Below are 13405 nucleotides of genomic sequence, written 5' to 3'. Positions count from 1 at the left end.
TGAGGATTCAATCCAATCTCATCGCGCTTTAGGTTAGCGACTGGCCTTGATCTGCGCGACGACGTCGCGGTAGCGCGCCAGCGCCGCCTCTTCGGTGAACTTCTCGGCGGCCACCGCCGCTGACCGGCCCATCCGCGCAACCTCGTTCAGATCGGCTGCGGCCGCGCGGATCGCTTCCGCAAGCCGCGCAGGGTCCTCGGGTGGGACCACCCAGCCGATTTTCTCGTCGCGAACTTCGATCGCGGCTTCGGAATGGTCCTCTGCGCCGACCATGACGGCGCGTCCAATCGCTAGCAGATTGTAGAGACGGCTGGGAATCGATACGCCGGCCATGTTGCGCCGATAGGGAATGGTCCAGAGATCGGCCGCAGACAGGAATTCGACCAGTTGCTCGGCCGGCACGGGATCGAGCAGCGTCACGTTCGGCAGTCTGTCCGCCGATTGAAGCTCGCCGAGCTGTTTCCAGCCCACGCCCCAGCCCGACAAGAGGAAGTGAATGTTCGTCTCGTTGCGAAGAATCCTCGCCGCTTCGAACACCGTGCGGGGATCGTGCGTAAAGCCGAGGTTACCCGACAGGCCGATCACCAGATGTGCAGCGTCACGCGGCCTGAAGCGATTTGATGACGACAGTTCGCGATAGCCAACCGACTGGAATGTCCAGTTGGGAATGAAGTGAATCCGGTCGGCGCGGACGCCGCGATATTTCAGCAGCAGCGGGGCGACGTCGCGGCCTATGACGATGATGCCGTCCAGCGTCCTGAACATGATGCCGTTCAGCAAGCGCAGAACCTTGTTGAGCGGCGATGCCGGGCTGATGAAGCCACCCGCCACCAGCGCCTCGGGATAGAGATCATAGATCAGCAGTGCGGTCGCTGCGCCGCGTAATTTCGCGGCGAGCACGACGGCGTAAGGCAGCGTGAACGGCGTCGTCACGCAAAACACGAGGTCGCCGCGCCGCGTCCGTCTCAGCACCGCGAAGAACATCGAGACGGCAAGGGCGAGAACCGCCAACGCCCGCCAGACGACGGCCGTCTTCCCCGCCTGAAAGCTCTTCAGTTCGATCACAAGCGGATTGGCGCGCGCCCCATTCGCCGCGGATGCCGACTGCTCGGTCGCAGACAGCACCACGACCTCGGCATCGGCTGCGAAAGCATTGGCGATCTTGCCCAGATAGGTCGCCGTCGTGGTGGAGTCCGGTGGGTAGAACTGGGTGGCGAAAACGATCCGTTTGAACGTTTCCCGACGGGCTGGCTTTTCGGATGCGGTCGGCATCGGCGCGGAATGCTTTCGGTTGGCCATTGTCTCAAAACCGCTCTGTAGGTGATCGCGGCAGCATGCTCAAGCGTCTTGGCTCAAGCGTCTTGGACCGTCGAACTGCCAAGCCGGCGCGGCAGCTGGTCGGAGTGCGATCCCTCAGCCGATGTGCAGCAGCGGCCTCAGGAACAGCTCCAGATTGGGTCCCGAGAACAGGTAGCCCTTGAGGCCGGCGGCACGCGCGGCCTCCAGATCGGTCGGCTGATCGCCGATCAGAAAGCTCCGCTCGAGATCGACCGGAAACCGCTCCAGGAGGTCGTTGATCATGCCGGGCGAGGGCTTGCGGCGATGGCTCACCTGCCGATACCGATCAACGCTTCCTTCCGGGTGGAACGGGCAGTATTCGAACGCATCGATATGCGCGCCGATCCTGGTGAGTTCGGCCGCCATCCAGCGATGCAGCTCCTCGACATGCGCCTCCTCGTAAAGGCCTCGTGCAACGCCGGACTGGTTGGTCACGACGAATGCAAAATAGCCGGCGTCGTTGACGGCCTTCACCGCCTCGCGCGCGCCGTCGATCCACACCAATTTGTCGCTCTCGAACAGGTAGCCGATATCCTGGTTGAGGACGCCGTCGCGATCGAAGAACACGGCCGGTCTTCTTGCTTGGCCAGCGGTAGGGCTGCTCATCGGATCGTGGTGCATTTCACTCGGGTGGCGGCAACTTCCATCTTCATTCAATCGCACAATGTGTCGCGCCGCAATACGAGCGCTGTCCACAGCGCCAACGAGGGATTGCAGGGTCGGCTCGAGAGGCGAATATAAGGCTGGCTAGCGCGGGCCTACCGCTCGTCGGCGATCACCTTGCCGTCGTTGGGCAGCGCGCCGCCGCCGACTATCTCGACATTGCCGCCGAGCTTGGTGACCGCCCGCAGCGTCGCCGCAAGCTCGTCTTGCAGCGCCGCAGGCGGTGCAGCGCATTCGGCCCTGAGCGTCATCACATCGGTCTCGCCGGCGCGGCTGACGACGAGGCGCAGCCGTCCGAGCTCGGGATGCCGCTTGCCGATCTCGGCGATCTGCTCGGGGCGCACGAACATGCCCTTGACCTTGGTGGTCTGGTCGGCGCGGCCTATCCAGCCCTTGATGCGCATGTTGGTGCGTCCGCACGGGCTCTTGCCCGGCAGCGCGGCGGTGAGGTCGCCGAGCGCGAGACGGATCCAGGGATGATGCGGATCGAGCGAGGTGACCACGATCTCGCCGACATCGCCCGGCGCGATCGGATCGCCGGTGCCGGGTTTGACGATCTCGAGGATCAGGTCCTCGTTGACGGTCATGCCCTCGCGCGCCGGCGTCTCGAACGCGATCATGCCGAGATCGGCGGTGCCGAAGGCCTGATAGGCCTCGATGCCGCGCGACTTCATCTCCTCCTGCAGCGACTTCGGGAATGCGGCACCGGAGACCAGCGCGCGCTTGATCGAGGAGACGTCGCGGCCGGCAGTTGCGGCGGCGTCGAGCAGGATCTTCAGGAAGTCCGGCGTGCCGCTATAGCCGATCGGTCGGTAGGCCTCGATCAGCTCGAACTGCTGCTCGGTATTCCCGGGACCGGCCGGGATCACCGCGCAGCCCAGCGCCCGCGCCGAGGCGTCGAAAATGAAGCCGCCGGGGGTGAGGTGGTAGCTGAACGTGTTCAGCACCACGTCGCCCTCGCGAAAGCCGGCCGCGAACAGCGCCCGGGCGCCGCGCCAGGGATCGGCCTGGCGGCCTTCCGGCTCGAAGATCGGCCCGGGCGAGGTGAATAGCCGGGCGAACGAGCCCGGAGCACCGGCCACGAAGCCGCCGAACGGCGGCGCGGCCTTGTGCAGGGCAGGGAGTTCCGACTTGCGCAGCACCGGCAGCCGCGCCAGCGCGTCCCGGCTGGTGACGGAGGCGGGATCTATGCCCCTCAGCAAATTGGCATAAGCAGGGGCGGCCATGGCCTTGTGCAGCACCTCGGGGAGGCGGGCGAACAAGGCAGCCTCGCGCTCGGCCGGATCGCGGGTTTCGAGGGCGTCGTAATGGTCGGTCATGGCTGGTCCTTGGCAAGATTCGCGCAGGTTGCGCGCCGCCTCGCGCGTGCTATCAGACGGCGTTTACGGACGTTGGGACTGTTCCAGGGACGAGGATGGCTGAAGCACAGGGCGGAGCGGCCGACGTCGTCGCAAGATTGAAGAGCCGGATCGTCGACCATGCGCTGCCGCTGTGGTCGAGCGTGGGCTGGGACGCCAAGGCTGGCGGCTTTGTCGACCGGCTGCACCGGGATGGCAGCGCCGATCATGCCGCCCCGCGCCGGCTGCTCGTGCAGGCGCGCCAGATCTATTGCTACGCCAAGGCGGCGCAGATGGGCTGGTATCCGGAGGGACGTGCGATCGCGCTGAGAGGGCTGGAATACCTGCTGGCCAGGGCGAAGGCGCCGGATGGCCGTCCCGGCTTCGTCTTCAGCCTGACGCCGGACGGCGGCGTGCTCGACCCGCTGCGCGACACCTACGGCCACGCCTTCGTGCTGCTCGCGCTCGCGACCGCCTATGGCCTCGAGCAAGACGCCCAGATACGCGCCGAGATCGACGGGCTGCTGGCGTTTCTCGACGCGCAGCTGCGCTCGCCGCATGGCGGCTTTCAGGAAGGGCTGCCGCCGTCGATGCCGCGCCGGCAAAATCCGCAGATGCATCTGTTCGAGGCGATGATCGCCTGCTTCGACGCGACGCATGACCTGTCGTTCCAGAACCGCGCCGGCGAGTTCTTCGCGCTGTTCCTCGCCAATCTCTACGACAAGCAGACGCGCGTGCTCGGCGAGTATTTCGAGGAGGACTGGTCGAAGATCCCGCCCGTCAGCGTCGAGCCCGGCCATCTCGCGGAGTGGGTTTGGCTGCTGAAGGGCTTTGAACGCATCACCGGCTGCCCGACCGGGCGTCCGCGCGGCGAGCTCTTGACGTCGGCGCTGCGCTATCGCGATGCGGCCACCGGCTGCCTGGTCGATGAAGGCGATGCCGAAGGCAACATCCGCCGTCATACGCGCCGGCTGTGGCCGCAGAGCGAGCTGGCGAAGGCCTGGATCGCGCAGGCCGAAGCCGGCGAGAGCGGGGCGGCGGACGAGGCGCGCGCGGCGCTGGTGCTGCTCGAGCGGCACTATCTCAGCCATCCGGTCGCGGGCGGCTGGTACGACCAGTTCGATCGCGACGGCAATTCGCTGGTCGCCACCATTCCCGCGTCGTCGTTCTATCACGTGCTCTGCGCGGTCACAGAGGCCGAGCAGGTGCTCGGCTAGAACCGTCTCGCTGTCCCGACGCATCCTCACGCGAACGCTCTCCACTTCGCTTAACGGCGTTTACAGCCAGCGCTTGCGCCGCTTGAAGCTCTTCAGGTTCTTGAAGCTCTTGCGCTGGTCGCCGGCGCCGCCGAGATAGAATTCCTTGACGTCCTCGTTGTCGCGCAGCTCGTCGGCGGAGCCGTCGAGCACCACCTTGCCCTGTTCCATGATGTAGCCGTGGCTTGCGACCGAGAGCGCGGCGCGCGCGTTCTGCTCGACCAAGAGGATGGTGACGCCGAGATCGCGGTTGATCTCCTTGATGATCGAAAACACTTCCTTGACCAGCAGCGGCGACAGGCCCATGGACGGCTCGTCCATCAGGATCATCTTCGGACGCGCCATCAGCGCGCGGCCGATTGCCAGCATCTGCTGCTCACCGCCGGAGAGATAGCCGGCAAGGCCGGTGCGCTCCTTCAGGCGCGGGAAATATTTGAACACCATGTCGATGTCACTGGCGACCTCGTTGTCGCGGCGGGTGAAGGCGCCGAGCCGCAGATTCTCCAGCGAGGTCATGTCGGCGACGATGCGGCGGCCCTCCATCACCTGGAAGATGCCGCGGCGCACGATCTTGTCCGGATCGATGCCGTTGATGCGCTGGCCCTCGAACAGGATCTCGCCGCGCGTCACCTCGCCGTCCTCGGTCTTGAGCAGGCCGGAAATCGCCTTCAGCGTGGTCGACTTGCCGGCGCCGTTGGCGCCGAGCAGCGCCACGATCGCGCCCTTCGGCACGTCGAGGCTGAGGCCGCGCAAGACCAGGATGACGTCGTCATAGACGACCTCGATGTTGTTGACGCTGAGCAAAGGGGGCGGCGGGACCGCCGTCGGTCCCGTGCGTGTGGCTGTTGCGGTTTCAGTCATGTTTCGATAACCTTCGACTGTCGTCACCCGCTGATACGGCCGGCCCAGTATTCCAGGGACGCCAGCGATCAATCGGGAAGCCGCGGCGTACTGGATCCCCCGCTTTCGCAGGGGATGACGAGTTATTGTGAGGCTGCGCGGTCGGCAGCCTCACGAGCCTCACCAGCCGAACCATTCCGGCTTGCGCGGCAGTTCGACGGTCTTGACCTTGTCGAGCTTGATCGTGCCCTTGCCCATCAGGTCATTGATGTCGCCATCGGTCGAGCCCGAGATTTTCGAGCGATAGAGGTCGACCTTCGTGGTCGGGCGGTGATCCTTCTCGGTCCAGGTCGATGGATTGCAGACGCCCTCCATGCCTGATGGCACCCAGTCCTTCTTCTGGTAGAAGCCCTTGGCGACGTTCTCGCCGGTGGCGCCGCCGTTCTTGACGGCCCAGTCCAGCGCTTCCTTCAGGTAGAGCGCGCTGCACACCGCCGCGATGTAGTGCACCGGGCGATACACCTTGCCTGACGGATCGGACATCTTGGAGATTTCCATCACCGTCTTCATGCCGGGCGCGTTGCCGCCCCAGGCAACCGCGGTGCGCAGCGGGAAGATCACGCCGTCGGCGGCATCGCCCGCGGTCTTGGCGGCATTCTCGTCCATGCCCCAGACATTGCCGAGGAACTGGACGTCGACGCCGGCGGTCTTGCAGGCCTTCAGCACCGAGATGTTCGAGGCGGCGGTGTTGCCGAGATAGGCGTAGTTGGCGCCGGAGCTCTTCAGGCTCAGGCACTGCGCCGAATAGTCGCCCGGCGACAGCGCGAACACCAGCGGCGGCAGCACCTCGAAGCCGAGCTCGGTGGCGAGCGCCTCGCCGGCCGCCTTCGGCGCGTTCGGATAGGGATGGTTGGCGCCCATATGGACGAATTTCGGCTTGCCGGACTTGCCCTTGGCTTTCCAGTCTTCCGCCGCCCAGGTCAGCATCGCGCGCATCGCGTCCGAATAGCTCGGGCCGTAGAAGAAATTATACGGCGCCGGCTTGGCCTTGCCGCTGGTGCCTTCCGGATCGGTCAGCGCGGCGGCGTAGGAGCCGGAGATGTCGGGGATCTTGTCCTGGGCGAGGAAGCCGGTCAGCGCCTCGGTATCCGCGGTGCCCCAGCCCATGATCGCCGCGACCTTGCCGTCCGGCGCCGACCACTTCTTGTACAGCGCGATCGCGCGCGGCACCTGATAGCCGTAGTCGTTGCTGTCGACGTTGAGCTGCTTGCCGCCGACGCCGCCGTTCTTGTTGACCCAGGCGAAGGTGTCGGCGACGCCCTGGCCATAGGGTGTGCCGACGTCGGACGTGCCGCCCGAGAGGTCCTGCAGATGGCCGATTGCGATCTGGGCCTGCGCGGTAGCAGCTCCGCTGCCGAGCAGCAGCGCGAGTGAGACCGAGCTCAAAAGGGATCTAATCGTCATCGTTGATTCCTCCTGTTATTCGTTGAACGATCTGGTGAGTAATGTCCCGCGCCTGCCTCAGTGCGAGAACGGGTAGAGTTTCCAGTAGGCCTTGATCTGCCGCCAGCGATGCGCGAGTCCGTCCGGCTCGAACATCAAAAAGCCGATGATGATCAGGCCGATCGCGATCTCGCGCAGGAAGGTGATGTTGTTGTTGAGCTGCAGCGCTTTGTCGATGGCGCCGCCCTTCAGCCACGCGCTCAGCCATTCCATCGATTCCGGCAGCAACACCACGAAGGCGGTGCCCATCAGCGTGCCCATGACAGAGCCGGTGCCGCCGATGATGACCATGGCGAGGAACAGCACCGAGCGTTCGATGCCAAAACCTTCCTGGGAGACCACGAGCTGGTAGTGGGCGTAGAGCGCACCGGCGATGCCAGCGAAGAACGCGGCCAGCCCGAACGACAGCGTGCGGTATTTGGTCAGGTTGATGCCCATGATCTCGGCGGAGAGATAATGGTCGCGAATCGCGACCAGCGCGCGGCCGTCGCGCGTGCGCATCAGGTTGGTGACGAGCAGATAGCTGACCACCATGTAGGCCAGCACGACGTAGAAATACTGCCGGTCGCCGCGCAGCGTGTAGCCGAAGATCGAGAACGGGTTGGCGCTCGCCGGCACCGAGCCGCCGGAGAACCATTCCGCGCGCGAGAAGAAGTCGAGCAGGATGTACTGCGCGGCGAGCGTGGCGATGACGAGATAGAGCCCCTTCAGCCGCGCCGCCGGCACACCAAAGATCAGGCCGACCATTGCCGTGATCAGGCCGGCGAGGGGGATGGCGAAGAACACCGGGATCGGCGCGTTGTTGGAGATATAGGCCGAGGTGAAGGCGCCGAGCAGGAAGAACGCGGCATGGCCGATCGAGATCTGCCCGGTGAAGCCGACCAGCACGTTGAGTCCGAGCGCCGCGATCGCGAAGATGCCGACCTGGATCGCGATCGAGAGCCAGTAATTGCTCAGCAGCATCGGCGCGAAGCAGGCGAGCACAATGCCGGCGATGGCAAAGTTGCGGCTGGTTGCGGTCGGGAAGATCGTGGTGTCGGCCGCATAGGAGGTGCGGAAATCGCCCGACGGGATGAGGGTGGTTGTTGCCATTGAGGGCTCTATTGCGCTCCCTGCTGGACTGAAGTCATCGTCACGCCCATTTTTGTTTGGGCATGATCGTTACCAAAAACCGGTTTCGGCATTTCGGCGATCATGCCTAGACCCGCTCAATGTCCTTGGTGCCGAACAGGCCGTAAGGCTTGATCATCAGGATGATGATCAAGACGTAGAACGGTGCGATCTCGTAGAGATTGCCGAGGTGCAGATACTCGCTGTCGACATATTGCGCGACGTTCTCGAGCAGCCCGATGATGATGCCGCCGAGCACGGCGCCGCCGACCGAATCGAGGCCGCCGAGGATCGCCGCTGGAAACACCTTGATGCCATAGGCGGAGAGGCCGGAAGACACGCCGTTGACCACCGCGACTACGACGCCGGCGACCGCCGAGACGGTGGCCGAGATCGCCCAGGCCATCGCGAACACGCTCTTGACGGAGATGCCGAGCGACTGCGCGACCTGCTGGTTGAACGCGGTGGCGCGCATCGCCAGACCATATTTGGAGGCGCGGAAGAACCAGGCCATGCCGAACATCATGGCGAGCGACACCACGAGGCTCATGACGTACACGGTCTGGATCTGCAGCCCGAACAGATCGACCGCCTGGCTCTGGAACACGCGCGGGAACGGCTGCGGGTTCACGCCGAAGATCCACTTCAGCGCAGCCTGGAACACGGTGGACAGGCCGATCGTCACCATGATGACCGAAATGATCGGCTCGCCGATCATCGGCCGCAGGATGATGACCTGGATCGCGATGCCGAAGATGAACATGAAGACGAGGGTGATCGGCATGCCGATCCAGAACGGCAACTGGTACTTGGTCAGCAGCGCCCAGCACACCCAGGCGCCGACCAGCAGCAGCTCGCCCTGCGCGAAGTTGACGACCTGTGTCGCCTTGTAGATCAGCACGAACGACATCGCGACCACGCCATAGAGCGTGCCGACCACGAGGCCGTTGACGAGGAGCTGGATCAGGAACTGGGTGTTCATGTGCTATGCTGTCCTTCGCCTCTCCCCGCTTGCGGGGAGAGGCCGGCTCGCGCCGAGCGATGCGAAGCATCGTCCGGAGCGAGACGGGTGAGGGGGAGTCTCCGCATGCGCGGTGCTGATGAGTCCAAGACCGAACGCGCAAGGAATCTGCGAAATGCCTCGACAGATGTTGAAGGGAAGCTGTGGTACCGCCTCCGCGGCCGTAGGCTGAATGGCTACAAGTTCGTTAGACAGGAGCCGATCGGTCCGTACACCGTCGACTTCATCTGTCGCGAATGCCGCCTCATCATCGAAGTAGAGGGCGGACAACATGCCGACAGTCAGCGCGACGTGGCTCGTGACAAATGGTTCACCGACCACAAGTATCGAGCTTTGCGGTTTTGGAACAACGAGGTCTCCAGCAATTTGGCGGGTGTCCTCGAAACGATCGTCACCGCCCTCGCGGAGGCTCCCCCTCACGCGGATCGCTGACGCGCTCCGGCCTCTCCCCGCAGGCGGGGAGAGGCGAAGATCAGCGCGTGTCGCGGGAGCCCTCATTCCGCGGCCTCCGCGCCCACCGCGCGGCCGAGGTCCACCACCTGCAGCGTGGTGCGCACACGTTGCGTGGTGCCGTCCTGGAAGCGGATCACGGTGTCGACCGGGATGTTGGCCTTGCCGCGGTAGATCGCCTCGATGATCTCGGCGTATTTCTCGTTGATGACGCCGCGGCGGACTTTCCTGGTGCGGGTCAGTTCGCCGTCGTCGGCGTCGAGCTCCTTGTACAGCAACAGGAAGCGCGAGATGCGCTGCGCCGGCGGCAGCGTGGCGTTGACGGTCTCGACCTCTTTCTTCAGCAGCGCATAGACCTCGGGACGGGACGAGAGGTCGGTGTAGGTGGTGAACGAGAGCCGGTTCTTCTCGGCCCATTTCGAGATGATCGAGTAGCGGATGCAGATCATCGCGGCGAGCGCCTCGCGGCCGGCGCCGAGCACGACGGCTTCGGCGACGTAGGGCGAGAATTTCAGCTTGTTCTCGATATATTGCGGCGAGAAGCGTTCGCCGCGCGAGGTCTCTGCCAGATCCTTGATGCGGTCGATCACGACCAGCTGCTTGTTGTCGTTGTAGTAGCCGGCATCGCCCGAATGCATCCAGCCGTCCTTGATGTCGGCGACCGAGGCCTCGGGGTTCTTGTAGTAGCCGAGGAACATGTTGGGGTGACGGACAACGATCTCGCCGACGCCGTTGATGTCGGGATTGTCGATGCGGATCTCGATGGTCTCGTCCATCGGCACGCCCGTCGTATCGGGGTCGACCTCGCCTTCGGGGTGCAGCGTATAGGCGCCGAGCAATTCGGTCTGGCCGTAGAGCGTGCGCAGCGGCACGCCCATCGCCTGGAAGAACTTGAACGTCTCGGGCCCGAGCGCGGCGCCGCCGGTCGCCGCCGAGCGCAGCCGGGTGAAGCCGAGCCGGTCGCGCAGCGCGCGGAACAAGAGCTGGTCGGCGAACAGCGAGCGCTTGCCCTCGGCGAGCGCGGCAAGCCCGGTTCGCATGCCGAGATCGTAGAGCCGCTGCTTGAACGGGGAGGCGTCCATCACCCCGGCACGGACATCGGCGGCGATCGATTCCCAGACCCTTGGCGCGAACAGCACGAAAGTCGGCGCGATCTCGCGGAAATCGTGCATCATGGTGTCGGGCTCTTCGACGAAGTTGACCTTCATCCGGCACAGCAGACCTTTGCCGAGGGCGTAGACCTGCTCCATGATCCAGGGTAGCGGCAGCACCGAGACGTATTCGTCGTCAGGGCCCTTGGGATCGAACGAGAGATACGTCGCGCAGTGCCGCAGCACGCGCCCCGCAGCCAGCATCGCAAGCTTCGGATTGGCCGTAGTGCCCGAGGTGGTGCAGAGGATCGCGACGTCCTCGCCCTTGGTGGCATCGACGAGCTTGTCGTAAAGGCCCGGCTCGCGCGCGGCGCGGTCGCGGCCCATGGCGACCAGTCTGCTCGCCTCCATCAGCCGCGGATCGTCATATTTCCGCATGCCGCGCGGGTCGGAATAGACGATGTGCTTGAGATGCGGCACGCGATCGGCAAGCCCGAGCAGCTTGTCGACCTGCTCCTCGTCCTCGGCGAACACCAGCCTGGCCTCGCCATAGCTGAGAAGATAGGCGGCTTCCTCGTCCAGCACGTCGCGATAGAGGCCGAGGCTCATCGCGCCGATGGCATGGGCCGCGATCTCGGCCGCCACCCAGTCCGGTCGGTTATCGCCGATGATGCCGATCACATCGCCGCGGCCGAGCCCGAGCTCGACCATACCGAGCGCGAAATCATGGGTGCGGGTCTGGTAGTCGTTCCAAGTGAATTCGCGCCACAGCCCGAAATCCTTTTCGCGCAGCGCGATCTCGCCGCCGTGCTCCTTCGCGTTCAGGCGCAGCATTTTCGGGAACGTGTCGGCCTGCGCGGCGCGACCGGCATAGTCCATCATGCCGCGCTCTCCCGCACCGACGCCTTGTCGTCGGGATCGACCAGCACCTCGTCTTCTTCGCCGAGATAGGCGCGCTTGACATGGGGATCGGCGAGCACGGCCGCCGGATCGCCCTCGGCGATCTTGCGGCCGAAATCCAGCACCATGACGCGGTGCGAGATGTCCATCACGACGCCCATGTCGTGCTCGATCATCATCACGGTCATGCCGAACTCCTCGTTGAGGTCGACGATGTAGCGCGCCATGTCTTCCTTCTCTTCGAAGTTCATGCCGGCCATCGGCTCGTCGAGCAGGATCAGCCGCGGCTCCAGCGCCATGGCGCGGGCGAGTTCGACGCGTTTGCGCAGGCCATAGGGCAGGGTGCCGGCGGTCGCCTTGCGCACCGACTGCAGGTCGAGGAAGTCGATGATCTCCTCGACCTTGCGGCGGTGCTTCAGCTCCTCGCGGCGCGCGCCGGTGAGCCAGTATAGCGAGCCCGTGATGAAATTGTTCTTCAGCAGGTGATGGCGGCCGACCATGATGTTGTCGAGCACGCTCATATGGTGAAACAGCGCCAGATTCTGGAAGGTGCGGCCGATGCCGAGCGCAGGCCGCGCATTCGGATTGAGGCCGGTGATGTCCTGGCCGCGCCAGAACAGCTGGCCTTCGGTCGGTCGGTAGCGCCCGGAGATGCAGTTGACGATCGAGGTCTTGCCGGCGCCGTTCGGGCCGATGATGGAGAACAGCTCGCCCTCGTTGACGCCGAAGCTCACATCGGTCAGGGCGCGAACGCCACCAAACCGCAATGAGACTCCGCGCACCTCAAGACTGTAAGCCACCCTGTTCCCTCCGGATAAGGCGCTTGGTGCGCTCTTCATCTGTTGTTCGAAAGCTCGAACGCGATCTCAAAACTCGATCTTACATGGGCCATTGTGGGGTGACCATCCGACTGATGCCGGGTGTCCGCGCTGCGCTCGCGTTCTCCGACATCATGCGCGGTAACGCCGCACCCACCTGTCCCAACCTCGCGTCACCTGCCGTTGGCGATCCATCGGGAGCGCGCGGCGTTACGCGAGGTGGTTCTCAATACGGGAAAGCGATAGGTTGAATTGTCATGTGCCGGACAATTGGTCAGGAATTTTCGCTGGCATTCCAGGCGTCGAGTTCCTGACCGGTGCCGCGACCTTGTTGCGGTGCAATATCGAGGCATGCAATAGCTGGGGTGGGATGCCGTCGCTGGAATGATCGCTGCTGATAATTTGAAGCGCATCGCGGCCTGGTCGCGCGAGCTGACGGAGCAGGAAATCGAGATCGCGCGCGCCGGCATCTCGGAGAAATCCTATCGCGCCGATGAATTCATCTTCATGCGCGGCGACAATTTCCAGTACTGGACCGGCATCGTCACCGGCCTTGCGCGGATGGGCATCGTGTCGCGCGGCGGCAAGGCCGCGAGCTTTGCCGGCCTCACCGCCGGTGCGTGGTTCGGCGAGGGCACCGTGCTCAAGAACGAGCCGCGGCGCTACGACGTGGTCGCGCTGCGCGACACCCGCCTGGCGATGATGGACCGCCGCACCTTCGTCTGGCTGTTCGAGAACAGCGTCGGCTTCAACCGATTCCTGGTCGGCCAGCTCAACGAGCGGCTCGGCCAGTTCATCGCGCTGCTCGAATACGGCCGCACCCTGGATGCCACCGCCCGGCTGGCCCGCTCGATCGCCTCGCTGTTCAACCCGATTCTCTACCCGGACCTGACGCGGCACCTGGAGATCACCCAGGAGGAGATCGGGGCGCTGTCCGGGATCTCTAGGCAGAACGCCAACCAGTGCCTGAAGCGGCTGGAACGGGAGGGGCTGCTGCGGCTGGAATATGGCGGGGTCACCATCATCGACCTCGAGCGTCTCCGCCACTACGGCGAATGATGTTCCCCGGGCGTTCCGG

12 protein-coding genes are annotated in these 13405 nt (G+C 64.6%); 3 read left to right on the top strand and 9 right to left on the bottom strand.

Annotation, left to right across the window (positions count from 1 at the left end):
- Nucleotides 1-33 precede the first annotated feature (33 nt).
- The 3 genes from J6500_RS07825 to J6500_RS07815 form a co-directional block, all read right to left on the bottom strand.
- Nucleotides 34-1299, bottom strand: coding sequence for a glycosyltransferase family 4 protein (locus J6500_RS07825; RefSeq protein WP_225712109.1), 1266 nt, complete (start codon nucleotides 1297-1299; stop codon nucleotides 34-36).
- 114 nt (nucleotides 1300-1413) lie between these two features.
- Nucleotides 1414-1905: an HAD family hydrolase gene (locus J6500_RS07820; protein ID WP_376707768.1), complete on the bottom strand. Its 492-nt coding sequence runs from the start codon at nucleotides 1903-1905 to the stop codon at nucleotides 1414-1416.
- A 191-nt stretch (nucleotides 1906-2096) separates the two neighbouring features.
- Nucleotides 2097-3320 carry a phenylacetate--CoA ligase family protein gene (locus J6500_RS07815; protein WP_225712107.1) on the bottom strand — a complete coding sequence of 408 codons (1224 nt, stop codon included), beginning with the start codon at nucleotides 3318-3320 and terminating at the stop codon, nucleotides 2097-2099.
- A gap of 95 nt (nucleotides 3321-3415) precedes the next feature.
- Between J6500_RS07815 and J6500_RS07810 the strand changes: the two genes are divergently transcribed.
- On the top strand, nucleotides 3416-4555 hold the full coding sequence (locus tag J6500_RS07810) for an AGE family epimerase/isomerase (protein WP_225712106.1): 1140 nt from the start codon (nucleotides 3416-3418) through the stop codon (nucleotides 4553-4555).
- Between the two features lie 60 nt (nucleotides 4556-4615).
- On the opposite strand, the gene J6500_RS07805 is transcribed toward J6500_RS07810, so the two are convergent.
- The 4 genes from J6500_RS07805 to J6500_RS07790 form a co-directional block, all read right to left on the bottom strand.
- Nucleotides 4616-5455: an ABC transporter ATP-binding protein gene (locus J6500_RS07805; RefSeq protein WP_225712105.1), complete on the bottom strand. Its 840-nt coding sequence runs from the start codon at nucleotides 5453-5455 to the stop codon at nucleotides 4616-4618.
- Between the two features lie 159 nt (nucleotides 5456-5614).
- Nucleotides 5615-6898 carry an ABC transporter substrate-binding protein gene (locus J6500_RS07800; protein ID WP_225712104.1) on the bottom strand — a complete coding sequence of 428 codons (1284 nt, stop codon included), beginning with the start codon at nucleotides 6896-6898 and terminating at the stop codon, nucleotides 5615-5617.
- Between the two features lie 57 nt (nucleotides 6899-6955).
- A complete protein-coding gene (locus tag J6500_RS07795) occupies nucleotides 6956-8029 on the bottom strand; it encodes a branched-chain amino acid ABC transporter permease (RefSeq protein WP_225712103.1) in 1074 nt (357 codons plus the stop codon).
- Between the two features lie 106 nt (nucleotides 8030-8135).
- A complete protein-coding gene (locus J6500_RS07790; RefSeq protein ID WP_225712102.1) occupies nucleotides 8136-9029 on the bottom strand; it encodes a branched-chain amino acid ABC transporter permease in 894 nt (297 codons plus the stop codon).
- Nucleotides 9030-9134: 105 nt separating this feature from the next.
- Here J6500_RS07790 and J6500_RS07785 point away from each other — a divergent pair, with 105 nt between their 5' ends.
- The gene (locus J6500_RS07785) at nucleotides 9135-9500 is read left to right on the top strand and encodes an endonuclease domain-containing protein (RefSeq protein WP_225712101.1); all 366 of its coding nucleotides are present in this window, start codon (nucleotides 9135-9137) and stop codon (nucleotides 9498-9500) included.
- 62 nt (nucleotides 9501-9562) lie between these two features.
- Here J6500_RS07785 and J6500_RS07780 read toward each other — a convergent pair whose 3' ends face one another.
- Both J6500_RS07780 and J6500_RS07775 read right to left on the bottom strand, forming a co-directional pair.
- On the bottom strand, nucleotides 9563-11491 hold the full coding sequence (locus tag J6500_RS07780) for a long-chain fatty acid--CoA ligase (RefSeq protein ID WP_225712100.1): 1929 nt from the start codon (nucleotides 11489-11491) through the stop codon (nucleotides 9563-9565).
- Nucleotides 11488-12309, bottom strand: coding sequence for an ABC transporter ATP-binding protein (locus J6500_RS07775; RefSeq protein WP_225712099.1), 822 nt, complete (start codon nucleotides 12307-12309; stop codon nucleotides 11488-11490). Before J6500_RS07775 ends, J6500_RS07780 begins: the two co-directional genes overlap by 4 nt.
- Before the next feature lie 402 nt (nucleotides 12310-12711).
- Between J6500_RS07775 and J6500_RS07770 the strand changes: the two genes are divergently transcribed.
- Entirely contained in the window at nucleotides 12712-13386 is a 675-nt protein-coding gene (locus J6500_RS07770) for a Crp/Fnr family transcriptional regulator (protein ID WP_225712098.1), read from the top strand.
- Nucleotides 13387-13405 lie beyond the last annotated feature (19 nt).

The organism is Bradyrhizobium semiaridum (assembly GCF_020329505.1).
Classification (GTDB): domain Bacteria; phylum Pseudomonadota; class Alphaproteobacteria; order Rhizobiales; family Xanthobacteraceae; genus Bradyrhizobium; species Bradyrhizobium semiaridum.
This window is presented reverse-complemented; position numbering and strand designations above follow the sequence as displayed.